Raw genomic sequence first — 20,424 nt, forward strand, 5'->3', positions numbered from 1 at the left:
GGCGCAGTCCCGAGGCATCCAACTCCATCCGCGTAATTGAAACGGCCATGCCACCCCCCGAACCGATGAGAGAGGAGCGAATCACATCATGCGGATATTGGGAATCCCACACGAGTCAAAAACTGCCGCCGTTGGTATAAGGAGAAGGACTATTTTTTGTGAACAAAAGTAGCAAAAAAACTTTATGACTCTGGGCCATGGGCTGTGTCGCTGACAACGCCCATGGCCCAGCATAACAAAACTTTTTGCGCCGCTTTTTTAAAAAGCGGCTGCTTTCTTTCAAGCCGCTTCCTGCAGGTTCGCGAGCTTCACCAGGTTGCGCAGCACGTCCCGGGCGATGCCGACGCGCGCCGACACGTCCATGTCCCGCGCCACCACCAGCTTCTGGTCCGGCCGCACCTTCAGCGTGCCGCCGCGTGAGGCGATCCAGTTCAGCAGCCCGGACGGGTTGTTGAACTCGTTCTTGCGGAAGGCGATCACCATGCCCTTCGGCCCGGCATCGAGTTTTTCCACGCCGGCCTCGCGGCAGGCGCGCTTCAAGGCCACCGTCTCCAGCAGGTTCTCGACCTCGGCGGGCAGCTTGCCGAAGCGGTCGCCCAATTCCACTGCCAGTGCCTCGCTCTCGGCATCCGAGGCGAGCGCACTCATCCGCCGGTAGAGGCCGAGTCGCACCGGCAGGTCGCTGACATAGGTGTCGGGGATCAGCACCGGCAGGCCGAGATTGATGTTCGGCGTCCAATCGCGCTCCGCCGCCTTTTTGCTCTTGCTGCCCTCGGCGCGGATCGCGTTCACCGCGTCCTCCAGCATCTGCTGGTAGAGCTCGATGCCCACTTCGCGGATATGCCCGGACTGCTCGTCGCCCAGCAGGTTGCCGGCGCCGCGCAGGTCGAGGTCGTGCGAGGCGAGCGTGAAGCCGGCGCCCAGCGTGTCCAGTGTCTGCATCACCTCCAGCCGCTTGGTCGCCGCGGCCGAGAGCACGTGATGCGCCGGCCAGGTGAGATAGGCATAGCCGCGCTGCTTGCCGCGGCCGACGCGGCCGCGCAGCTGGTAGAGCCCCGCCAGGCCGAACATGTCGGCGCGGTAGATGATCAGCGTGTTCACCGCCGGCATGTCGAGCCCGCTCTCGACGATGTTGGTGGCGAGCAGGATGTCGTATTTGCCCTCGCCGAACTCGGTCATCACCCGTTCCAGCTCGGTCGGGGCCAGGCGGCCATGCGCCATCACCGTGCGGATGTCCGGCACGATTTCGCGCAGCCGCGCCGCCATCGGCTCGAGGTCCTCGACGCGCGGCACCACGCAGAAAATCTGCCCGCCGCGGAATTTCTCGCGGGCGATCGCCTCTTTGATCACCAGGCTGTCGAACGGCATGATGAAGGTGCGCACCGCCAGGCGGTCGACCGGCGGGGTGGTGATGAGCGAGAGGTCGCGCACCCCGGTCAAAGCCAGCTGCAAGGTGCGCGGAATCGGCGTGGCGGTCAGCGTCAGCACGTGCACGTCGGCCTTCAGCTGCTTCAGCCGCTCCTTATGGGCCACACCAAAATGCTGTTCCTCATCGACGACCACCAGGCCAAGATCGACGAAGCTCACCGCCTTGGCCATCACCGCGTGCGTGCCGATGACGATGGAGATGGTGCCGTCGGCGAGCCCGGCGCGCGTCGCTGTCGCTTCCTTGGCGGTGACCATGCGCGAGAGCTGCGCGATCTTGATCGGCAGCCCTTCGAAGCGCGCCGAAAAGGCGCGGAAATGCTGGCGCGCGAGCAGCGTTGTGGGCACCACCACGGCGACCTGCGAGCCCGCCATCGCCGCGACGAAGGCGGCGCGCAGCGCGACCTCGGTCTTGCCGAAGCCGACATCGCCGCAGACCAGCCGGTCCATCGGCTTGCCGGCGGCGAAATCCTCCAGCACGTCGGCGATCGCCTTCGCCTGGTCCTCGGTCTCGGTATAGGGGAAGCGCGCGCAGAATTCGGCGAAGGCGCCGTCATCCGGGGTAATCAGCGCCGCCTCATGCGTCTGCCGCTCGGCGGCCAGGCGGATCAGCCCCGCCGCCATGTCCTGGATGCGGTTCTTCGCCTTGGCCTTGCGCGCCTGCCACGAAGCGCCGCCCAATTTGTCCAGTGAAACGCCGTCGGTTTCCTGGCCGAAGCGCGACAGCAGGTCGATATTCTCCACCGGGAGAAACAATTTGTCGCCGCCATCGTAGAGCAGGCGCAGGCAGTCATGCGCAGCGCCGTTCACGGTCACCGTCTCCAGCCCGTCATAGCGGCCGATGCCGTGATCCTGGTGCACCACCAGATCACCGGCGGCGATCTCGGTGGCGTCGGCGATGAACTGGTCGGCGCGCTTACGCCGCTTCGGCGGCCGGGCGATGCGGCTGCCCAGCAGGTCCTGCTCGGCCACCAGCGCCAGCCGGTCGGTGAGGAAGCCGCGCTCGATGCCCAGCACCGCCAGGCCGACCGTGCCTTTGGGCAAGGCTCGGGCCTCGTCGGCGGAAGCGATGGCGCGCACGTCGCGGATGTCGTGCTCGCGCAGCATCAGCGTCAGGCGCTCGCGTGACCCGGTGCTCCAGGCCGCCAGCACGATGCTGCGCCCGGCAGAGGCCCATTTGCTCCGCAGTTCGGCGAAGACCTCGAAAGCCGCGATGTTCTGGCCGGCCAGAATCGGGCCGGGGCGGCCCTCGTACTCCACGCCCTCAGCGCCATCCGGCTTCCCAAACGGGCTGAAAGCAAAGCACGGGCGGCGGATCAGAAAATCGGACCAGGCGGCCTGGTCGAGATACAGAAGCTCCGGCGCGATCGGCCGATAGGGCTGCTCGCCGGCGCGGGCAGCACCACGGCGCTCGGCGTAATGGTCGGCGATCAACTCCAGCCGCGCTTCCACCGCCTCTTCCACCTGATGGTCCAGGCTGACCGAGGCGTTCGGCACGTAGTCGAAGATCGTCTCCATCTCAGCCGAGAAGAGCGGCGCGTAATGTTCCAGCCCGGCATGGCGCCGGCCTTCGCTCACCGCCTCATAGAGCGGGTCTTCCACCGCCTTCTGGCCGAAAATCTCGCGCCAGGCGCTGCGGAAGCGGGCGACGGAGGCCTGGTCGAAGGCGATTTCCGAGGCCGGGTGGAAATCCAGCGAGGAGGTGGCCTCGCCGCTGCGCTGCGTTTCCGGGTCGAAGCGGCGGATGCTCTCGATGGTGTCGCCGAACAGGTCGATGCGCACCGGGGCCGCCTCGCCGGCGGGGAACACGTCGATGATGCCGCCGCGCAGCGCGTATTCGCCGGCATCCATCACCGTGCCGGTGCGCCGGTAGCCGTCGGCATCAAGAAACGCCGCGATGTCCTCAGGGGCGACGCTATCGCCTACGGCGAGCCGCATGCCCGCCCCCTGCAACGCTGCGCGCGGGGCGACCCGCTGCAGCGCCGCGTTGATGGTGGTGAGCACGATGCGCTTGCGCCCCGGCTCGGCCTGCAGGCGACTCAGTGCGGCGATGCGCTCGGCGACGATGGCGCCGTTGGGGGAAACGCGGTCGTAAGGCAGGCAGTCCCAGGCGGGAAAGCTGATGACCTCGATTTCCGGGCCGAAAAAGCCGATCGCCTCCTGCAACCCGGCCAGGCGCGTGTCGTCGCGGGCGATGTGTAGCACCGGCTGATCCTGCTCCGCCCAGCGCCGCACCAGCGCAAGGGCATCCACACCTTCGGGAACGCCATAAACGGGGATCATCGGTTGAGCGCCGCGTCTCTGATGCGCCGCAGCATCGGGCTGTCGGCATGGGCGGGAATCGGCTTGCGCCCGGTCAGCCAGTCCGCGAGCTCAGCGTCGGGAAATTCCATCACCTCCTCGATCTCATCCAGCTCAGCCTCAGACATGGTGGCGATTCGCTCTTTCACAAAATCCCCGATCAGAAGATCGTTCTCATAGGTGCCGCGATGCTGGGCGCGGAACACCACGCGGCGGCGGCGTGGGTCCAGGGGCGACGGGTCGGGAGATTCGGACATTGTCATGCGGGTTGCGATATAAGGCGCGTTTCGCCATGAGTCAGCCCGTGTCTCCCGAGATTCTCACCCCCCTGCGCGCGCCGCTCAATACCCTGCCCGGTCTCGGCGATCGTCTTTCCACCCTCATGGCCAAGCTGGTCGGCGGCGACACGGTGCGCGACGTGCTGTTCCACCTCCCCGGGGATTTTCTCGACCGCCGGGCCAGCCCGACATTGCGCGAGGCGCGGCCCGGCATGATCGCGACTCTGCGGGTGGAAGTGATCAGCCACGAGGCCCCGGCCAAGAAGAGCCAGCCGCACCGCGTTGTCATCGGCGACGGCACGGGCTTCGCCGACATCGTGCTGTTTCACGCGGCCCGGCTGTCGCAGTTTCCGGTGGGCGCGAAGCTGCTGGTCTCCGGCAAACTGGAGGCGTTTTCCGACCGGCTGGTGATGCCCCATCCCGACCATGTGATGTCCCAGGCGCAGGCGCAAAATTTTCCCTGGATCGAGCCCGTCTGGCCGCTCGCGGCAGGCGTCGTGCCGCGCATCATGCGCCGCGCCGCGCTGGGGGCACTCACAAGGCTGCCGGATTTTGACGAGTGGCATGATCGAACCATTCTCGACCGCCGCGCCTGGCCTAGTTTCTCCGCCGCCCTGCGCGCCCTGCATGCACCAGCGCAAATTCCGGACGACAAACCGGCCGAGCGCCTGGCCTATGACGAGCTGCTGGCGCGGCAGGTGGCCTTCGCGATCGTGCGCTCGCGGCGGAAAAAACTGCCGGGCCGGTCCCTGCACGGCGACGGCAGGTTACGCACCGCGGCGCTGAAGCGTTTCGGCCATACGCCCACCGCGGCACAAGCGCAGGCGCTGGCGGAAATCGACGCCGACCTCGCAGCCCCCCACCGCATGCTGCGCCTGCTGCAGGGCGATGTCGGCTCCGGAAAAACCCTGGTGGCGCTGCTCGCTTTGCTGCGCGCGGTAGAGGCGGGCGCGCAAGGCGCGCTGATGGCGCCGACGGAAATCCTCGCCAAGCAGCATTTCGCGACCTTCGAGAAACTCTCTCCGGTGCCCGTGGCGTTGCTCACCGGCGGGGTCAAGGGCAAGGCCAGGACGGCCATCCTGAAATCCCTCGCCGACGGCACGCTGCCGATCGTCATCGGTACGCACGCGATCTTTCAGAAACATGTGGAATTTTCCGACCTCGCTTTAGCGGTGATCGACGAGCAGCATCGCTTCGGCGTCGATCAGCGCCTCGCCCTTGGCGCCAAGGGCGAAGCGACCGACCTGCTGGTGATGACCGCAACGCCGATCCCCCGCACGCTGCTGCTCACCCATTGGGCAGAGATGGAGCTGAGCCGCATCGGCGAAAAACCCGCCGGGCGGGAGCCGATCGTCACCACCGTGCACAAGCTCGGCGAGCTGGAGGCCATCCTCGCCGCCATCGCCCGCGCCATCGCCGCCGGCGGGCGTGTGTACTGGGTGTGCCCGCTGGTGACGGAATCCGAGGTGATGGACATCACCGCGACGGAGGTGCGCTTCCGCGAATTGCAGGCGCGCTTCGGCGCGCAGGTGACGCTGGCGCATGGCCAGCAGGACGCGGCGGTGCGCGACCAGGCACTCGCCGACTTTGCCGCCGGCAACGCGAAAATTCTCGTCGCCACCACGGTGATCGAGGTCGGCGTGGACGTGCCGGAAGCGAATGTCATGGTCATCGAACATGCCGAGCGCTTCGGCCTGGCGCAGTTGCACCAGCTGCGCGGCCGCGTGGGGCGTGGGGCCGCGAAAAGTTTTTGCCTGCTCCTGCATGACGACAAGATCGGTGAGACCGCACGCAAACGCCTCACGCTGCTGCGCCAGACCGAGGACGGTTTCCGCATCGCCGACGAGGATTTTCGCCTGCGCGGTTCAGGGGATTTTCTGGGGCGCCGGCAATCGGGGCTGCCCGGCTACCGACTGGCCGATCCGGAACAGCACGAAGAGCTGCTGGCGATGGCGCGGCAGGACGCGGTGTTGCTGCTGCAACGCGACCCGAAACTGGAAAGCCCGCGCGGCCAGGCACTGCGCGTGTTGCTGAATCTGTTCGACCAGCGCGAGGCAATTCTCACGGTGCGGTCGGGGTAGAAGAAAGCAGCCGCTTTTTTAAAAAAGCGGCGCAAAAATTTTTGTTATGCTGGGCCATGGGCGTTGTCGCCGACAACGCCCATGGCATAACGCCCTTAGGCCCAGGCGTTGACCAAACCGGTGGCGTTGCCCAGACCGGTGTCCTCCACCACCGCCTCATCGGCGACTTTCATCATGAGGGATGACGCGGACGACACCGACGCCGCCGCGGCCGAATCGGGCGCGACGGGTGACGCCGTCTGCGAGCCAAGTTCCGCGATGGCACTGCTCAGGCTTGCGCCGATATTCATGATCTCATCTCCGTCAGGGTGCTATGTAATTGATAAACCTGTACGAAACATAACGCCAAAGTTAGATTTTACAACTGTAAGTGGTCTTCCTTTTTCCCTTCGGAGCACAGCATGGCCGAGCCAAACTACCCCAGCGCGCCGCAGGTCGGCATCGGCATCGTCGTGCTGCGCGGACCGGAAGTTCTCCTGGTCCGGCGCGGCAAGGCGCCGGCCAAGGGCGCCTGGTCGCTGCCCGGCGGAAGGCAGGAACTGGGCGAGACCGCGGAAGCCTGCGCCCGGCGTGAGCTGTTGGAGGAGACAGGCATCACCGTCGGCCCGCTTACCCTCATCGCCCATGTCGATTCCATTCATCGCGATGCCTCGGGGCGGATCGAGTTCCACTACACCATCCTCGATTTCGGCGGGCGTTACGAATCCGGCGAGGCGCTCGCTGGCGACGACGTCACGGAACTCGCCTGGGTGCGGCCGGAAGATTTCGACGCCTACAAGCTCTGGCCGGTGGCGCGCGAGGTGATTGCCCGGACTTTTGAAAAGCTCTCCGGCGCGTAAAACTGTTCATTTGTGCCGACGCCCCGTACAAGCCTGGGCATGAGCACAAAACCACCCATTTCCGCCCTCGTCGACGTCATGGCGGCACTGCGTGACCCGGTCTCCGGCTGCCCCTGGGACCGTGAACAGGATTTTGCCAGCATCGCCCCCTACACGATCGAGGAAGCCTATGAGGTGCAATCCGCGATCGCCGCGAACGATCCGGCGCAGCTGAAGGACGAACTGGGCGACCTGCTGTTCCAGGTGGTCTACCACGCACGGCTGGCGGAAGAGCAAGGCTGGTTCAACTTCAACGATGTCGCGCAAGGCATCACCGACAAGATGGTGCGCCGGCACCCGCACGTGTTCGGTGACGCAGCCGCGCGCGATGCCGGCGCGCAGACCGCCGCCTGGGAGGCGCAAAAGGCCCAGGAGCGTCAAGCCCGCGCCGAGACCGGCGTGCTGGATGGCGTGGCCGGCGCCCTGCCCGCTTTGCGCCGCGCGCACAAACTCACCTCCCGCGCCGCAAGGGTGAAATTCGACTGGCCCGATGCCAACGCCGTGCTGGACAAGCTGGAAGAGGAAACCGCCGAGCTGCGCGCCGAATTGCCGGGTGCTAATGCCGCGCGGCTGCAGGACGAGCTGGGCGACATGCTGTTCGTGCTCGCCAACCTCGCCCGCAAACTTGGGTTAGACGCGGAAACCTGCCTCGACGGCGCCAACGCGAAATTCATCCGCCGCTTCGGCCATATCGAGGCGTCTCTTGCCGCCGCCGGCAAGACGCCGCGCGATTCCAGCCTGGAGGAAATGGACCAATTGTGGAATGCGGCGAAGCGGAGCGGACTATGAACACGCTGCTCGAAGGCCACGCCCGCTTCCGCAAAGGTTATTGGCGACGCCACCAGAAACGCTTTTCCATCCTGGCGCGGGAAGGCCAGTCGCCTTCCGCCATGGTGATCGCCTGCGCCGATTCCCGCGTCGCACCGGAGGTGATCTTCGACTGCGCGCCGGGGGAAATTTTCGTCGCGCGCAATGTCAGCAACCTGGTTCCGCCTTACGCGCCGGACGCGGCGAATCACGGCACCTCGGCGGCACTGGAATTTGCCGTCACGGCGCTGAATGTCGGCACCGTCGTCGTGCTTGGCCATAGCCGCTGCGGCGGCATCCGCGCGCTGATGCAGGGGCCAGGCGGCGACCATAACGACTTCATCGCCTCCTGGATGGCGATTGCCGGCGAGGCCCGCAAACGGGTCTGCGACGCGCCGGACGCCGACAGCACGGATTTCGACACGCTCTGTGGCCGCTGCGAGCACGAATCAATCCGCGTCTCCCTGGCCAATCTGATGACCTTCCCCTGGATCCGCAGCCGTGTGGAGGAAGGAAGCCTGACGCTGACGGGTATGCATTTCAATGTGCAGACCGGACGCGTGGAGATGGTGGCGTAAGAAAGAAAGCGGCCGCTTTTTAAAAAAAGCCGCGCAAAAATTTTTGTTATGCTGGGTCATGGGCGTTGTCGCCGACAAAACCCATGACCCAGATTCATAAAGTTTTTTTGCTACTTTTTGTTCACAAAAAGTAGGCCTTCTTTTTTCTAACGCAAAATCGCCTCGGCGAACGCTTCCCAGCTCGCCGCGTCGGGGGCCATCAGCAGCCCGCCAAGAATGTTCGACGGCGCGTATTCGGAACCGTCGAAGTGCCTTCCATAGCCGCCGGCTTCCTTGTGCAGCAGAACACCCGCCGCGTGGTCCCAGGGCATCAGCTTGCGGAACATCTGCACATGGCAATGCCCGGCGGCGAGCATGCGGTACTGGTGCGCGGCGCAGCGATAGTCCGTCACCTGCGCCAGGCGGTCCAGCCGGCTCAGCACGTGGCTGCGCAGCGGCTCGTTGAAATAGCGCCAGGAGAGCGAACCCACCATCTGCTCCACCGGGACCGGTGCGGCGACATGCAGGCGGCGGCGCGCGCCGTTGCCGGCCACCATCCAGGCGCCAGAGCCGGCGAGCGCCACCGCGGTGTCGTCGCCGAGCGGATCGTAGATGAAACCGGCCAGAACCTTGTCCGCCTCGACCAGCGCCGCCATCACGCCGAACAGCGGCAATTCGGCGGCGTAGTTCGCCGTGCCGTCGATCGGGTCGATCACCCAGACCCGGCCAGGCGCCTTGAGCCTCTGCAACAGGTCCGGATCGGCGGATGCGGCCTCCTCGCCCAGTACGTCATCGCCGGGAAACAGCCTCTTGAACCCGGCGGTCAGCGCCCGCTCCGCCGCCTCGTCGGCCACCGTCACCGGGTCCAGCGGCCCCGATTTGGTGCGTATGTCCGCGGCGCCGAGCTTGCGGAAGCGCGGCATGATCTCGGTCTGCGCCACGCTGCGCAACAAGGCGATGACCGCTGCGATTTCCTGCTCTGTCATAGCTGTTCGAACCTCGCTTTGTCGGCGGCGCTTAAGCGCAATTGCAGCCGCACATGGGTGTCGCTGTCCTCGCGCCGCAGCACCTCGCCATGGCGGTAGGCCCAGGCCAGCCGGGCGCCGTCAGTGACCGGGATTTCCACCGCCAGGATTTCCATGCGCTCGGCCAGGCGTTCGTCGATCGCCGCCAGCAGCCGGTCCAGCCCCTCGCCGGTCAGCGCCGAGACGGCGATGGCCTCGCCCTGCACGACGCCGGCGACCCCACCCAGCAGATCGGCCTTGTTCAGCACTTCCAGCGTGCGCTCCGCCCAAGCTTCGTCCAGCGTGCCCTCTTTGGCCATGCGGTTCAGCACGCCCCGCACATCGGTCGCCTGCGCTCCGGTGTCAGGGTGCGCCACATCGCGCACATGGAGCAGGATATCGGCCTCGGCGACCTCTTCCAGCGTGGCGCGGAAGGCGGCGACAAGTTCGGTCGGCAGATCGGAGATGAACCCCACCGTGTCGGAGAGGATGATGTTGCGCCCGGAAGGGAGCTGCAAACCGCGCATGGTCGGGTCCAGCGTCGCGAAAAGCTGGTCCTCGGCGGTCACGGTCGCGCCGGTGAGCGCGTTGAACAGCGTGGATTTTCCGGCATTGGTATAGCCGACCAGCGCCACCACCGGGTAGGGCACGCGCTTGCGCGCGCCGCGATGCAGGCCGCGGGTGCGGCGCACGTCCTCGAGCTCCAGGCGCAGCCGCGTGATGCGGTCGCCGATCAGGCGGCGGTCCGCCTCGATCTGCGTCTCGCCTGGGCCGCCGAGGAAGCCGAAGCCGCCGCGCTGGCGCTCAAGATGGGTCCAGGACCGGACCAGGCGCGAGCGTTGATATTCCAGATGCGCGAGTTCGACCTGCAGCGCGCCCTCGCGGGTGCGTGCCCTGGCGCCGAAAATGTCGAGGATCAGCCCAGTGCGGTCGATGACCTTGGCGCCCCAGGCCGTTTCCAGGTTGCGCTGTTGCACCGGGGTGAGGGCCGCATCCACCACCACCACGCTGACGTCGGCGGCGCGCAACGCGGCCCCCGCCATCTCCACCTGGCCTTTGCCGAACAGGGTCGCGGGCATGACGGCGCGGCTGACGAACACGGCTTCGTGCACCACCACCAGCCCAATGGACGCGGCAAGGCCCACAGCCTCGGCCAGGCGCGCCTCGCTCGAACGCGAAGCCGTCCCGATCCGGGCCGCGGACTTATCCCAGGGAAGCAGGATGGCCGCCCGGTTGGGCGGCGGTGCTGTGTCTTTCAGCCCTCGATATCCTGATCCTGGCCATAATCGGGCTCGGCCCGGGAAAGCTTCAGCGTGCTGCTGCCTTCCGCCTGCGGTGCGGCGCCTTCCGCCTTGGTCGCGTCGAACAGCATGATCGGCGCGCCCGGCATCACGGTGCTGATGGCGTGCTTATAGACGAGCTGCGTGTGTCCATCACGGCGCAGCAGAACCGAGAAGTTGTCAAACCAGGTAATGACGCCCTGCAGTTTCACACCATTCACAAGAAACACCGTCACCGGCGTTTTGCTCTTGCGGACATGGTTAAGAAACACATCCTGCACATTCTGGGATTTTTCATTGGCCACGGCGGGTATCCTTTATTTTTTTGTCGTCATTTTGACGATGAGTGAGTTCACAGATCCTAAAAGCTTAAGTTTTTCGGCACGTGCGTGGCGCGCGTTACCGAAGTTCTTCCTATAGCTATTTTGTGCATCGCGGCAACGGGTTATAGGCCCGCTGGCGATGCAGGACAGGCTTGCAGAGAAACGAGCCGATCACGCGAAATCGCGAGCCTGGGTCAACGCCGTCACAGCCCTGGCCGCGCCCATTCGTGCGGCGCGCTCGCCAGTGACCGCCACGCGCAGACTATCATCAATGCCCGCGCCACAAAAGGATGTTACGCAAGCACAACAACACGCCCGCCGGCAGGCTGATCGGTGTACCCGGGGTGAATTTCAGGCTGGCACGGCCGCGCCGGATAAATCTCAGTCCACGCCGCCATGTTCGTGCCGCTCTCCGCGACTCGGGGGTGTGCCTGTCGCTCCAAGATGTGGCCTCGGCTACACTCTTCGCAACCTTGCGCGAAGCGTGTTTTTCGGTCACAAACCGATGTTTTCCGGAGATATTTCGCGTGCCGCTGCCGCCTTCCTCAAAACCCGCAACCATGCCCGCCGAGCCGACTCAGGCGAAGCGCTTCGGCAAGACGCGCGCCGCGCAGAGCCAGGCGCTGCTGGAGGATTACGCGGAATTAATCGCCGACCTGCTCGCCGCCGACGGCGAAGCGCGGCCCACCGACATCGCCCGCCGGCTCGGCGTCAGCCACGCCACCGCCATCAAGACGATCGGCCGGCTGAAGCGCGAAGGGTTGGCCACCTCCCTGCCCTATCGCGGCGTGTTTCTCACCCCGGCCGGTGACGCCCTGGCGCACAAGGTGCGCACAAGGCACCGCCTGGTGGTCGCCGTGCTCACCGCCATCGGCGTGCCGCAAGAAGCCGCGGAACAGGACGCCGAGGGCATCGAGCACCATATTTCCCCGGCCACCTTGCGGGCCTTCGCCGCCTTCCTGAAGTCCAGGGAATAAAAAATAAGGAAGGACCACTTTTTGTGAACAAAAAGTAGTTTTTTGCGCCTTTGGGCCGTGCTGGTTTCGCGGCCACGGGCCCAGCATAACAAAAATTTTTGCGCCGCTTTTTTCAAAAAGCGGCTGCTTTCTTTTCTCCTTGTTCCCGCGCCCATTCCTCATCGAGCGCCGCGTTCACCTCGGCGCCGAACAGCACGACATAAGCGCTCAGGTAGAACCACATCATCAGCCCGATCAGGGTCGAAAGCGGGCCGTAGGTCGCACTGTAAGCGGCGAATTGCCCGACATAGAGGCCGAACGCCCAGGAGCCGAGCAGCCAGATGAAGGTCGCGAGTCCAGCGCCGGGGGCATAGAAGATGCGGCCGGTCCCGGCCGGGCCGAATCGGTACAGCAGACCCAGCGCCACGATCACGAAAACGACCATCACCACGAAGCTGGGCAGTGCCACCAGGATCTGCGCATAGCCGGAGAGGCCGACGCGGGCGATGACGATGGGGATGAGCACCAGCACGCCGATCGCCAAAGACGCGCCGATGACCGCGATCAGCGTCATGCCCAGCGCCACCAGCTGGAATCTGATGATCCCGCGCGTCTCCTCCTGATTATAGGCCAGCGACAGGGCGTTGAGCACGGATTTGGTGCCGGTCGAGGACGACCATAGCGACAGCGCGAGGCTGATCAGGAAACTGATGCCAAGCCCTCGCGCCGGCTGCGACACGACACTCTGGATTCGCTCGGAAATCAGCGTGAAGGCCGCCGGCGGCATGAAACTGCGCAGATAATGCAGCTGCGGCTGCACCGTGTCCGGATCGTAGGCCAGGCCATAGAGCGAGATCAGCATGGTGATGGAAGGAAACAGCGCCAGCGTCGCGTAGAAGGCGCAACCGGCGGCGGCCAGGGACACACCCTGCGAGCTGGTGGCCCGCCCCGCCTTGATCACCGCACGTCTCATCAACGGGATTTTGCTCCGCCTCAGCAACTGGGCGATCATGCGTCCCCCTCCATCGAAGCGTGAAGCGGCCTTATCCCTTTACCCCTGGAGCAAAAACTCCCGGATCACGGCGATCGTGGGGGCGTCCATCAGCGCCGGGGCATGCCCGGCCTGCGGCACGGTATGGGTTTTAGCCCCTTCCTTCTTCATGCGCTCGAACGTCTCGGGCAGCAGCAGATCGCTCTCGGCGCCGCGAATCGCCAGCACCGGCACCTTGATCTTCTCCCATACCTGCCAGAGATCGGCATCCTGAGGCTCCGTGGCGCGCATCGGTTCAATGATTTTCGGGTCGTAATGCATGACAAACGCCCCTTCCTGGTTCGCATCCAGCACGCGGCGCCCGGAATAGCACGCCAGCAAGGCCCATTCGGCATCGCTGAGCTTGCCGAACGGCGCGTGGATCTCGCGCAGATGCGCCTCCAGCGCGCGCATCGAGACGAAGCGCTCCGGCGCGCCGACCATATAGTCGCGGATCCGCTTCAGCGCCGCGGCCGGGATATGCGGGCCGACATCGTTCAGCACCAGTTTCGTCACCGGCGCGTTCTGCGCCGCGGCGGTCATCATGCCGCAAATGCCGCCGAGCGACGTGCCGATCCAGGCCACCGGCTTGTTCAGGGCGGCGAGCAGATGCGCCAGCGCCACCACATAGCTCGGCGGCTGATAGGCGATCGCCTCGCCGAGCCACTCGGACTTGCCGCGCCCCGGCAGATCCGGGCAGATCACATGGAAACGGTCGGACAGCGCCTCCGCCAGCGGATCGAAATCACGCCCGGTGCGGGTCAGCCCATGCACGCACAGCACGGCCGGCGCCGCCGGATTGCCGAACTCGACATAGGCCATTTTGTGGAATTTGGTGCCAAGGAGATAGGTGACGGTGTTCGCGCGCGCCATGCTGGTCCTTTCCTCATGCGGCCATCGACCGCCTCTCTATGCTTAGGTATGGTTTAGAGCATGAATTGCGCGCATCAGATAAGCAAAGAAGCCGCTTTTTGAAAAAAGCGGCGCAAAAACTTTTATTATGCTGGGCCTGAGGCTTTGTCAGCGACGACGCCCATGGCCCAGATTCAAAAAGTTTTTTTGCTTCTTTTTGTTCACAAAAAGAAGTCTTTCTCTGCGCTTAATCTAACCGTTTCTCTCCTCATCGGCGGCTGCGGTGCGTTCATGGTGGCGGTGCTGCTCGTCATCGCGGCCACCCGCCCGGCCCTGAACAGCGATTTCATGGCCTTCTGGTCATATCCGCGCTTCGCCGCCGCGCATCCGGTGAGGGACATCTACAACGCCGCGCAGCTGCAGGTTTTCCAGCAGAGCCTGTATCCCGGTTTTCATAGCTTCTACCCCTATCTGTACCCGCCGACCTTGCTGCTGGTGACCTGGTGGCTGCGCTTCTGCGGTTTCGCGACGGCGCAGCTCCTCTGGAGCCTGGCGGGGCTGGCCTTCTTCCTGGCCGCCGGGCTGGCCTTCTGCCGCCGCCGGCTGGTGCTGCTGGCGCTGCTGGTCAGCCCCGCCTCGCTGCTCAATCTGGTGACCGGAGAGACCGCCTATTTCACCTCCGGTCTTCTGCTCCTCGGCCTCGCCGCGCGGCCAGGACGTCCGATCCTGGCCGGCATCGCTTTCGGGCTGCTGACGCTGAAGCCGCAACTCGGCGTGCTGCTGCCGATCTTTCTGATCGCCCAGCGGGATTGGACGGTGATCGGCGCCGCCGTGGCGACGGCGGTGGGCCTGATCGTGGCTTCCTGCCTGGCTTTTCCGCCGTCCCTCTGGGGTCTGTGGTTCCACACCCTGCCGGCCTATCAGGCCTCGTATTTTTCCGGCACCGGCTTGAATCTCAACATCGTCATCACCCCGGCTGCAAACTTGATCACGCTTGGGCTGGCCCCGGGAATCGCCTGGGCGGTGCAGGCGCTCTACGGCCTCACCATCGCCGTGCTGGTCTGGCTTGCCGCGCGGCACGCCTCCAACCAGCACGCCGTCGCGGTCCTGCTGGCCGGGATGTTTCTCGCCGTGCCCCATGCCTACGCCTATGACAGCATCCCGCTCATCGCCGCCATGGGGCTGTGCCTGGGCGCCACCTCGAAGCTCTGGCAGATCCTGCTCGGCGGCCTCGTCTATGCCGCGCCCCTGCTGCTGCTCACCCCTGCGCATCACTGGTTCCTCTACGCCATCCCGGAAACCCTGCTCTTCGCCCTTATCATCGCGCTTGCCTTTGGCCGCTCCGGCGGCGCATTGTTAAGCGATGAGCCAAATGCTGTATCCCTCCGATCCTGACTGGCTTATAACCCGCGGCGTGATCACCCGCCGCGTGCTCGCCCTCATCGCCGATTGCCTGCTGATCGGCGTCGCCGGCTGGGCCGGGGCACTCGGCATTGCCGTGTTCGGGGTGCTCACGCTCGGCCTCGGCTGGATGGCGTTCCATATCCTGCCCTGGCTGCCGCTGGTCTATTTCACCCTGTTCATCGGCTCTGTCGGGGCGACGCCGGGCCAGCGCCTGTTCGGCCTCACCGTCCGCCAGGATGCCGATCTCTCGCCCCCCAACATGCCGCAGGCCCTGGTCTGGACGCTGCTGCTCTGGATCAGCTTCGCCCTCGCCTGCGTGCCGTTCCTGCTGGCGCTGGTGACGCCGCGCCACCGCGCCGCCCATGACCTGCTGACAGGGCTGGTCGTCGTACGATCGCCGCAAAACAATTATTGACGCCCCAGCCTGATCAGCCAAACATGTCGAGACAATGAGCTTCAAGCCCGCACGCCGCCCGCACTTTTTCTACACCACAGCGCCTTTGCCCTGCCCCTATCTGGCCGGCCGCACCGAGCGCAAGGTGGTCACGGAGCTGGTGGGGGTCTCGGCCGAGAGCCTGCACGACCGCCTCTCCCGGGGCGGGTTCCGGCGCAGCCACAACATCGCCTACGCACCGGTCTGCCCCGCTTGCACCGCCTGCGTGCCGATCCGCATCCGCGCCCGGGATTTTCAGCCCAGCCGCACCCAAAAACGCGTCGCCAAAGCCAACCAGGACCTGCTGGTGCAGGAAATGCCGCCACGCGCCACCGCCGAGCAGTTCCAGCTGTTCCAGCGCTACCAGCGCGATCGCCATGGCGACGGCGACATGGCGACGATGAGCTTCTACGACTACCGCGCGATGATCGAAGACACGCCGATCGAAACCTCGGTCGTGGAATTCCGCCTGCCCGACGGCACGCTGGTCGGCGGCTGCCTGACCGACCGCCTCGGCGATGGGCTCTCGGCCGTCTACAGTTTCTTCTCGACCGAAATGGACCAGCGCTCGCTCGGCACCTATGCGGTCCTCTGGCTGATCGACCACGCCACCGAACTCGACCTGCCGCACGTCTATCTCGGCTACTGGGTCGAGGAGAGCCGCAAGATGGCCTACAAGGCCAAGTTCAAGCCCAGCGAAATTCTCCGTGGCGGGCAGTGGCTGCCGCTGGTCGAACATCAGGAAGCCGTGAAGCAAGAAGCGAAGAAAGAAGCCGCTTTTTAAAAAAAGCGGCGCAAAAATTTTTGTTATGCTGGGCCATGGGCGTTGTCGGCGACGACGCCCATGGCCCAGATCCTTCCTAAAACCCGAACATGTGGTCGAACGAGAAACCGCCGGCGTTGTCTTCCACGCCGTGGAAGCCGAACAGGCGGCACGTGGTGTCACGGATCAGCACATAGCCGGTCTCGCCCGCTTCCCGCAGCTTTTCAGCCGTGAAATAGCGTGATGGGAACACGATCGCCGAGCCGGAGCAGGCGATTGAGAGGCTTGCCGTGTCGATCAGCGCGCCGTTCGCATCGAAGAGTTCCAGCGCCGTCTCGGAATGCGGCGCCCAAGGGCCGGAAGCCGGGTAGAGCAACACGCAGAAGCTCTCACGCCCACCAAAGCCCAGCTTCAAGAACAAGCGCGTGGAGAGCCCCGGCGGCTTGCCGCTGTAGCTCTGCGGCTCGTTCTTGTAGGTCATGATGGTGTTGAAGATATGCGCGCCAAAGCTGCTCTCGGCGGCGTGGCCGCTGTGGCGGTCCTCGAAGCGGAACAGCGCGTGCATCCAGCCGTTCGCCTCGCCGCCCTCGCGGAAATCATAGACCAGCTCGGCATGGCCGCCATCGGGCAGTGCGTCCGGTTCCAGAACGTCATCCAGATCCAGCGCCAGGTCGTGCCGGCGCGGCAGCTTGCCGAGGAAACGCTGCAGCAGCAGCTTGCCGTCGGCGGCGAACACGTCCAGGCGCAGCGGCAGGTTCTGCTCCGAGATCGCCATCGGCGTCGGCTGCACGATGGTCTTGAAGCGGGTCCGCGGCAGCACGGGGAACGGGAGCAGGAAACCACGGCCCATGGATTCGTGCAGCGTCTTGATGCCCGGATCGTCCTTCAGGTCGCCGCGCTCGACATTGATATGCGCGATGCGCGTGCGTCCGCCGCGCACCACCTCGTAGCGCGGCCGCACCACGTGGCGCCCGGCGCGCAGCTCGATCTGCGCCGGCCAGTGCAGGCCGGGGAAATAATCCGCGACGTCGAGCGGGTGGCTGGCAAACGGGGCGATCTCCACATCGATCGCCACCGGGGCTTCTTCCCCCATGCGGTCCAGCGCCATCGCCCCGGCCGGGATCGGCACGGCGTGGCTGTTCTGCACCCAGAGAATCACCCGCTCATCGGCGCGTGGCGCCGGCAGTCCGGCGAAGCGATCGGACGGCCAGGCATTGGCGTCATGCGTGCAGGAGAGCGACGAACCGTTATCGGTGGCGTAGGTGTCCAGCGCGTATTTCACCACGTCATGCCCGGCCACTCCCATGGCATGGATGAACAGCTGCCCGGCGAAGGGCCCGAGGCCAAAGCGGCGGCGGATCACCGTGCTGTCCAGCACATAGCCGCCGGGGCCGGTCGGAGCCTCGTCTTCCCACTCCGTCAGCACGGCGCCCGTGCCGTCATAGAGGCGATGGAAGAAGCGCACGGCCTTGGCGCCATAGCCCGACCAGTAATTCGCGGTCGTCAGCCGCGTGGCGAAATGTCCGTCATCGCGGAAGAACACGAAATTCGTCGCGAAATTCACCGATTCCAGATAGCGGGTCTTGTTGGTGAGCATCGCTTCCGGCAGGCGCGCGCCATCCAGCGTGAGGATTTCCGCCCCCTTCGGCGCGAAGGCGGCGAGAAGCCGAGCGGTGCGCTGGCCGTCGAACGCGGTGATCAGCACGCTTTTCACATTCGCGTGAGCAAGCTCGGTGAGCGACCGGGCGGCATGTCCGCCCCGCATTTTGCCCAGCGCCAGCGTGTCCTGCACATAGACGCCCTCGACGTCGAAATCAGGGCAGAGAGCCAAAAGCGGCCCGGCGATGCCGTCAGGGTCGAAGATCGCCACAGACCCGGCCTGTGCGGCCAGAGCGGCCAGGCGTTCGGCCGCCAGCGGGTGCGCCAGGGCCTTATACGCGACGTTGCCGCCACGCAGATTGTCGAACGTTTCAATATCCAGCATTAATCCAATCCCAAGCGGCGGCGCAGCTCGGCGGCCGCCATTGCGGTGTCGTCCACCGGCCCCGTATCCCACAACTGCAGATTTCCGGCAAAATCGCGTGCCCGCCCGTCAGCCACCAGCTCATCCATGAAAGCCCCGATCCGCGCGGATTTACCGGGCAAACGCACGAGCAGAACGGGCGCGGATGTCGCCACAGCCTCCGACACCATGGAGACCGAATCCGCGGTGACGATGATGGCGTCGGCACAGGCCAGCATGCCGAAATACGGGTTGTCTCCGGTGCCGTCCCAGATCCAGGCCCCGCGCGGCGCCAGCGCCTCCTTGAAGATTTTGACGACTTCGGGGTCCGTCCGGCGCGACGGCGTGACCACGAGCCCGACGCGGTCGCGCTGCATCATGCCGGCAAAATGCGCGGCGAGTTCGCGCGCCTGGGCAGCCTCGAAACGGTAGCGGCCATTGCTGCCGCCGAGCAGCACCGCCACCAGCTTCCGGCCGAACGGCGCGAAAAACGGCGCCCAGACGGCGGCCTCGGCGGCCAGCCGCGCCGGCGTGACGCGATGCAGGGCGGTGCGCGTCACCACCACATTGTCGCCGCTGATGCCGTCATGCCGCGCCGCCATGACCAGATCGAACTTGTCCAACGCCATGCGCGGATGCTGGATCGCCACCGCCTTCACGCCCGGCCGCCGCAACGCCGCGGCGACCCGCGCCCCGGCGCCGCCCGCACCCATCACCACGCGCGGCAGCGGCTCGGCGAAGGCGGCGTCCTCCACCGCCCAGCGCGCACTCGGCCACAGACCGGGGGAAATTTTGTCCCACGGCCAACGAAATTTCAGGTTCTGCAGCTCGGGTGTCAGCTCCGCCGCCTCCGCCAGACCCAGCGCCTGAGCCCGCAGGCCCGCCAGATCGCTACATATTATCCGCGTCTTCATGCCGGCGGCTTTGCTGTGTGGCTTCCGCCCCGTCAATCCCGGCCGCCGCGTCAGCTTCGTTTGCCCGATTGCGCCTCGTCACAACCCGGTTACACTGCCCCCATGTTGTCAAGGCCACCGCCGGCGGATGCCGACCGAGCTGAGCACAAGCTGCCCGCCGATTTGCCGGAATTTCCGGTCTATACGGCGGCGCCGGATCTCGCCCCGTTCCTTGCGGGCAATACCGGCATACCCGGCTTTACCACGCGCGATTCCGGCAGGCCCGGGCCGCATGTTGTGCTGGTCTCGCTGATCCACGGCAACGAGCTCGCCGGGGCCATCGTCATCGCTGAATTGCTGCGGCGGGATTTTGTACCGCTGCGCGGGCGCGTCACCATGGGGTTCGCGAATATCGACGCCTTCGCCCGCTTCGACCCTGCCAACCCCCTTCCCTCGCGCTTTGTTGAAGAAGACATGAACCGGGTCTGGGACGAGGCGCAGCTGTCCGGCGTGCGCCGTTCGTTGGAGCTGGACCGGGCGCGGGAGATGCGGCCGATCATCGACACGGCGGACCTGTTGCTGGACCTGCATTCGATGCTCTGGCCCTCCGACCCGCTATTGCTGTGCGGCCCGACCGCGCGCGGGCGGAGCGTGGCGCTGGCGCTGGCCACGCCGCAGGTGGTGATCGCCGATCATGGCCATGCCGGCGGCAAGAGACTGATCGATTACGGCCGCTTCACGGCCAGTACACCGGCCGCGGGCATTCTGGTGGAAGCCGGGCAGCATTGGGAACCCGTCAGCATCGCGCAAACCCATGCCACGGTCCAGGCTCTGCTCAGCTATGCCGAGATGATCGCCCCCTGCCCGCCGCCGCCACGCACGCCGGTCTTCGCCGAGGTCACCTGCGCGGTCACCGCGCGCACCAACCGCTTCGTGTTTACCCATGAGTATCGCGGTGGCGAGATCATCCGCACCGCGAACACCTTGATCGCCCATGACGGCGATAAGGAGATCCGCACCCCGCATGATGACTGCCTGCTGGTGATGCCAAGCCTGCGCGCCAGCCGTGGCCATACCGCCATCCGCCTGGCGCGGTTGGTTTAAAGCGAAGAGAAGACTACTTTTTGTGAACAAAAAGTAGCAAAAAAACTTTATGA

The 20,424-nt window shown here is 65.5% G+C and carries 19 protein-coding genes; 9 read left to right on the top strand and 10 right to left on the bottom strand.

From position 1 onward, the window contains the following. Positions 1 to 279: 279 nt before the first annotated feature. Positions 280 to 3,708, bottom strand: a complete 3,429-nt coding sequence (gene mfd, locus VGG47_RS11755) for a transcription-repair coupling factor (protein WP_331538728.1) — start codon at positions 3,706 to 3,708, stop codon at positions 280 to 282. Next, positions 3,705 to 3,989 carry a succinate dehydrogenase assembly factor 2 gene (locus VGG47_RS11760; RefSeq protein WP_408841975.1) on the bottom strand — a complete coding sequence of 95 codons (285 nt, stop codon included), beginning with the start codon at positions 3,987 to 3,989 and terminating at the stop codon, positions 3,705 to 3,707. Before VGG47_RS11760 ends, mfd begins: the two co-directional genes overlap by 4 nt. Before the next feature lie 29 nt (positions 3,990 to 4,018). Between VGG47_RS11760 and recG the strand changes: the two genes are divergently transcribed. After that, positions 4,019 to 6,085: an ATP-dependent DNA helicase RecG gene (recG, locus tag VGG47_RS11765; RefSeq protein WP_331538730.1), complete on the top strand. Its 2,067-nt coding sequence runs from the start codon at positions 4,019 to 4,021 to the stop codon at positions 6,083 to 6,085. 95 nt (positions 6,086 to 6,180) lie between these two features. Here the strand turns inward: recG and VGG47_RS11770 are convergent, their stop codons facing one another. Next, entirely contained in the window at positions 6,181 to 6,375 is a 195-nt protein-coding gene (locus VGG47_RS11770) for a hypothetical protein (RefSeq protein ID WP_331538732.1), read from the bottom strand. Positions 6,376 to 6,486: 111 nt separating this feature from the next. Between VGG47_RS11770 and VGG47_RS11775 the strand changes: the two genes are divergently transcribed. The 3 genes from VGG47_RS11775 to VGG47_RS11785 are packed head-to-tail and all read left to right on the top strand — an operon-like array spanning position 6,487 to position 8,348. After that, the gene (locus tag VGG47_RS11775; protein ID WP_331538733.1) at positions 6,487 to 6,924 is read left to right on the top strand and encodes an NUDIX hydrolase; all 438 of its coding nucleotides are present in this window, start codon (positions 6,487 to 6,489) and stop codon (positions 6,922 to 6,924) included. Positions 6,925 to 6,963: 39 nt separating this feature from the next. After that, positions 6,964 to 7,752, top strand: a complete 789-nt coding sequence (mazG, locus tag VGG47_RS11780; protein ID WP_331538735.1) for a nucleoside triphosphate pyrophosphohydrolase — start codon at positions 6,964 to 6,966, stop codon at positions 7,750 to 7,752. Next, positions 7,749 to 8,348 carry a carbonic anhydrase gene (locus VGG47_RS11785; RefSeq protein WP_331538737.1) on the top strand — a complete coding sequence of 200 codons (600 nt, stop codon included), beginning with the start codon at positions 7,749 to 7,751 and terminating at the stop codon, positions 8,346 to 8,348. The genes mazG and VGG47_RS11785 overlap by 4 nt, the downstream gene beginning before the upstream one ends. Before the next feature lie 146 nt (positions 8,349 to 8,494). Here VGG47_RS11785 and VGG47_RS11790 read toward each other — a convergent pair whose 3' ends face one another. The 3 genes from VGG47_RS11790 to hfq are packed head-to-tail and all read right to left on the bottom strand — an operon-like array spanning position 8,495 to position 10,916. Then, complete coding sequence (locus tag VGG47_RS11790; protein ID WP_331538739.1) at positions 8,495 to 9,313, bottom strand: inositol monophosphatase family protein; 819 nt, start codon at positions 9,311 to 9,313, stop codon at positions 8,495 to 8,497. Next, the gene (gene hflX / locus VGG47_RS11795) at positions 9,310 to 10,590 is read right to left on the bottom strand and encodes a GTPase HflX (RefSeq protein ID WP_331538778.1); all 1,281 of its coding nucleotides are present in this window, start codon (positions 10,588 to 10,590) and stop codon (positions 9,310 to 9,312) included. Before hflX ends, VGG47_RS11790 begins: the two co-directional genes overlap by 4 nt. Further along, a complete protein-coding gene (hfq, locus tag VGG47_RS11800; RefSeq protein WP_331538741.1) occupies positions 10,587 to 10,916 on the bottom strand; it encodes an RNA chaperone Hfq in 330 nt (109 codons plus the stop codon). Before hfq ends, hflX begins: the two co-directional genes overlap by 4 nt. A gap of 545 nt (positions 10,917 to 11,461) precedes the next feature. On the opposite strand from hfq, the gene mntR reads away from it, so the two are divergent. Continuing rightward, entirely contained in the window at positions 11,462 to 11,911 is a 450-nt protein-coding gene (gene mntR, locus VGG47_RS11805; protein ID WP_331538743.1) for a manganese-binding transcriptional regulator MntR, read from the top strand. Positions 11,912 to 12,023: 112 nt separating this feature from the next. Here the strand turns inward: mntR and VGG47_RS11810 are convergent, their stop codons facing one another. Then, positions 12,024 to 12,902, bottom strand: coding sequence for a YihY/virulence factor BrkB family protein (locus VGG47_RS11810; RefSeq protein WP_331538745.1), 879 nt, complete (start codon positions 12,900 to 12,902; stop codon positions 12,024 to 12,026). Between the two features lie 39 nt (positions 12,903 to 12,941). Next, positions 12,942 to 13,793, bottom strand: coding sequence for an alpha/beta fold hydrolase (locus VGG47_RS11815; protein ID WP_331538747.1), 852 nt, complete (start codon positions 13,791 to 13,793; stop codon positions 12,942 to 12,944). Between the two features lie 270 nt (positions 13,794 to 14,063). Here VGG47_RS11815 and VGG47_RS11820 point away from each other — a divergent pair, with 270 nt between their 5' ends. The 3 genes from VGG47_RS11820 to VGG47_RS11830 are packed head-to-tail and all read left to right on the top strand — an operon-like array spanning position 14,064 to position 16,393. Beyond that, positions 14,064 to 15,167 carry a glycosyltransferase family 87 protein gene (locus VGG47_RS11820; protein ID WP_331538749.1) on the top strand — a complete coding sequence of 368 codons (1,104 nt, stop codon included), beginning with the start codon at positions 14,064 to 14,066 and terminating at the stop codon, positions 15,165 to 15,167. Continuing rightward, complete coding sequence (locus VGG47_RS11825) at positions 15,136 to 15,591, top strand: RDD family protein (protein ID WP_331538751.1); 456 nt, start codon at positions 15,136 to 15,138, stop codon at positions 15,589 to 15,591. The genes VGG47_RS11820 and VGG47_RS11825 overlap by 32 nt, the downstream gene beginning before the upstream one ends. A 34-nt stretch (positions 15,592 to 15,625) precedes the next feature. Beyond that, the gene (locus VGG47_RS11830; RefSeq protein ID WP_331538753.1) at positions 15,626 to 16,393 is read left to right on the top strand and encodes an arginyltransferase; all 768 of its coding nucleotides are present in this window, start codon (positions 15,626 to 15,628) and stop codon (positions 16,391 to 16,393) included. 76 nt (positions 16,394 to 16,469) lie between these two features. Here the strand turns inward: VGG47_RS11830 and VGG47_RS11835 are convergent, their stop codons facing one another. Both VGG47_RS11835 and VGG47_RS11840 read right to left on the bottom strand, forming a co-directional pair. Further along, positions 16,470 to 18,356, bottom strand: a complete 1,887-nt coding sequence (locus tag VGG47_RS11835) for a hypothetical protein (RefSeq protein ID WP_331538755.1) — start codon at positions 18,354 to 18,356, stop codon at positions 16,470 to 16,472. Further along, positions 18,356 to 19,288, bottom strand: a complete 933-nt coding sequence (locus VGG47_RS11840) for a mitochondrial fission ELM1 family protein (protein WP_331538757.1) — start codon at positions 19,286 to 19,288, stop codon at positions 18,356 to 18,358. Before VGG47_RS11840 ends, VGG47_RS11835 begins: the two co-directional genes overlap by 1 nt. 102 nt (positions 19,289 to 19,390) lie before the next feature. Here VGG47_RS11840 and VGG47_RS11845 point away from each other — a divergent pair, with 102 nt between their 5' ends. Further along, the gene (locus tag VGG47_RS11845) at positions 19,391 to 20,371 is read left to right on the top strand and encodes a succinylglutamate desuccinylase/aspartoacylase domain-containing protein (RefSeq protein WP_331538759.1); all 981 of its coding nucleotides are present in this window, start codon (positions 19,391 to 19,393) and stop codon (positions 20,369 to 20,371) included. Positions 20,372 to 20,424: the final 53 nt, after the last annotated feature.

It is taken from the genome of Acidocella sp. (assembly GCF_036489515.1).
Classification (GTDB): domain Bacteria; phylum Pseudomonadota; class Alphaproteobacteria; order Acetobacterales; family Acetobacteraceae; genus Acidocella.

Excerpts from the sequence above, each read along its gene's own strand:
- VGG47_RS11760 (WP_408841975.1), bottom strand. The coding sequence starts at position 3,989 with ATGACAATGTCCGAATCTCCCGACCCGTCGCCCCTGGACCCACGCCGC.
- VGG47_RS11835 (WP_331538755.1), bottom strand. The coding sequence starts at position 18,356 with ATGCTGGATATTGAAACGTTCGACAATCTGCGTGGCGGCAACGTCGCG.
- VGG47_RS11810 (WP_331538745.1), bottom strand. The coding sequence starts at position 12,902 with ATGATCGCCCAGTTGCTGAGGCGGAGCAAAATCCCGTTGATGAGACGT.
- VGG47_RS11820 (WP_331538749.1), top strand. The coding sequence starts at position 14,064 with ATGGTGGCGGTGCTGCTCGTCATCGCGGCCACCCGCCCGGCCCTGAAC.
- VGG47_RS11840 (WP_331538757.1), bottom strand. The coding sequence starts at position 19,288 with ATGAAGACGCGGATAATATGTAGCGATCTGGCGGGCCTGCGGGCTCAG.
- VGG47_RS11785 (WP_331538737.1), top strand. The coding sequence starts at position 7,749 with ATGAACACGCTGCTCGAAGGCCACGCCCGCTTCCGCAAAGGTTATTGG.
- mazG (WP_331538735.1), top strand. The coding sequence starts at position 6,964 with ATGAGCACAAAACCACCCATTTCCGCCCTCGTCGACGTCATGGCGGCA.
- mfd (WP_331538728.1), bottom strand. The coding sequence starts at position 3,708 with ATGATCCCCGTTTATGGCGTTCCCGAAGGTGTGGATGCCCTTGCGCTG.
- recG (WP_331538730.1), top strand. The coding sequence starts at position 4,019 with ATGAGTCAGCCCGTGTCTCCCGAGATTCTCACCCCCCTGCGCGCGCCG.
- VGG47_RS11845 (WP_331538759.1), top strand. The coding sequence starts at position 19,391 with ATGTTGTCAAGGCCACCGCCGGCGGATGCCGACCGAGCTGAGCACAAG.
- VGG47_RS11790 (WP_331538739.1), bottom strand. The coding sequence starts at position 9,313 with ATGACAGAGCAGGAAATCGCAGCGGTCATCGCCTTGTTGCGCAGCGTG.
- VGG47_RS11830 (WP_331538753.1), top strand. The coding sequence starts at position 15,626 with ATGAGCTTCAAGCCCGCACGCCGCCCGCACTTTTTCTACACCACAGCG.
- VGG47_RS11770 (WP_331538732.1), bottom strand. The coding sequence starts at position 6,375 with ATGAATATCGGCGCAAGCCTGAGCAGTGCCATCGCGGAACTTGGCTCG.
- VGG47_RS11825 (WP_331538751.1), top strand. The coding sequence starts at position 15,136 with ATGAGCCAAATGCTGTATCCCTCCGATCCTGACTGGCTTATAACCCGC.
- VGG47_RS11815 (WP_331538747.1), bottom strand. The coding sequence starts at position 13,793 with ATGGCGCGCGCGAACACCGTCACCTATCTCCTTGGCACCAAATTCCAC.
- VGG47_RS11775 (WP_331538733.1), top strand. The coding sequence starts at position 6,487 with ATGGCCGAGCCAAACTACCCCAGCGCGCCGCAGGTCGGCATCGGCATC.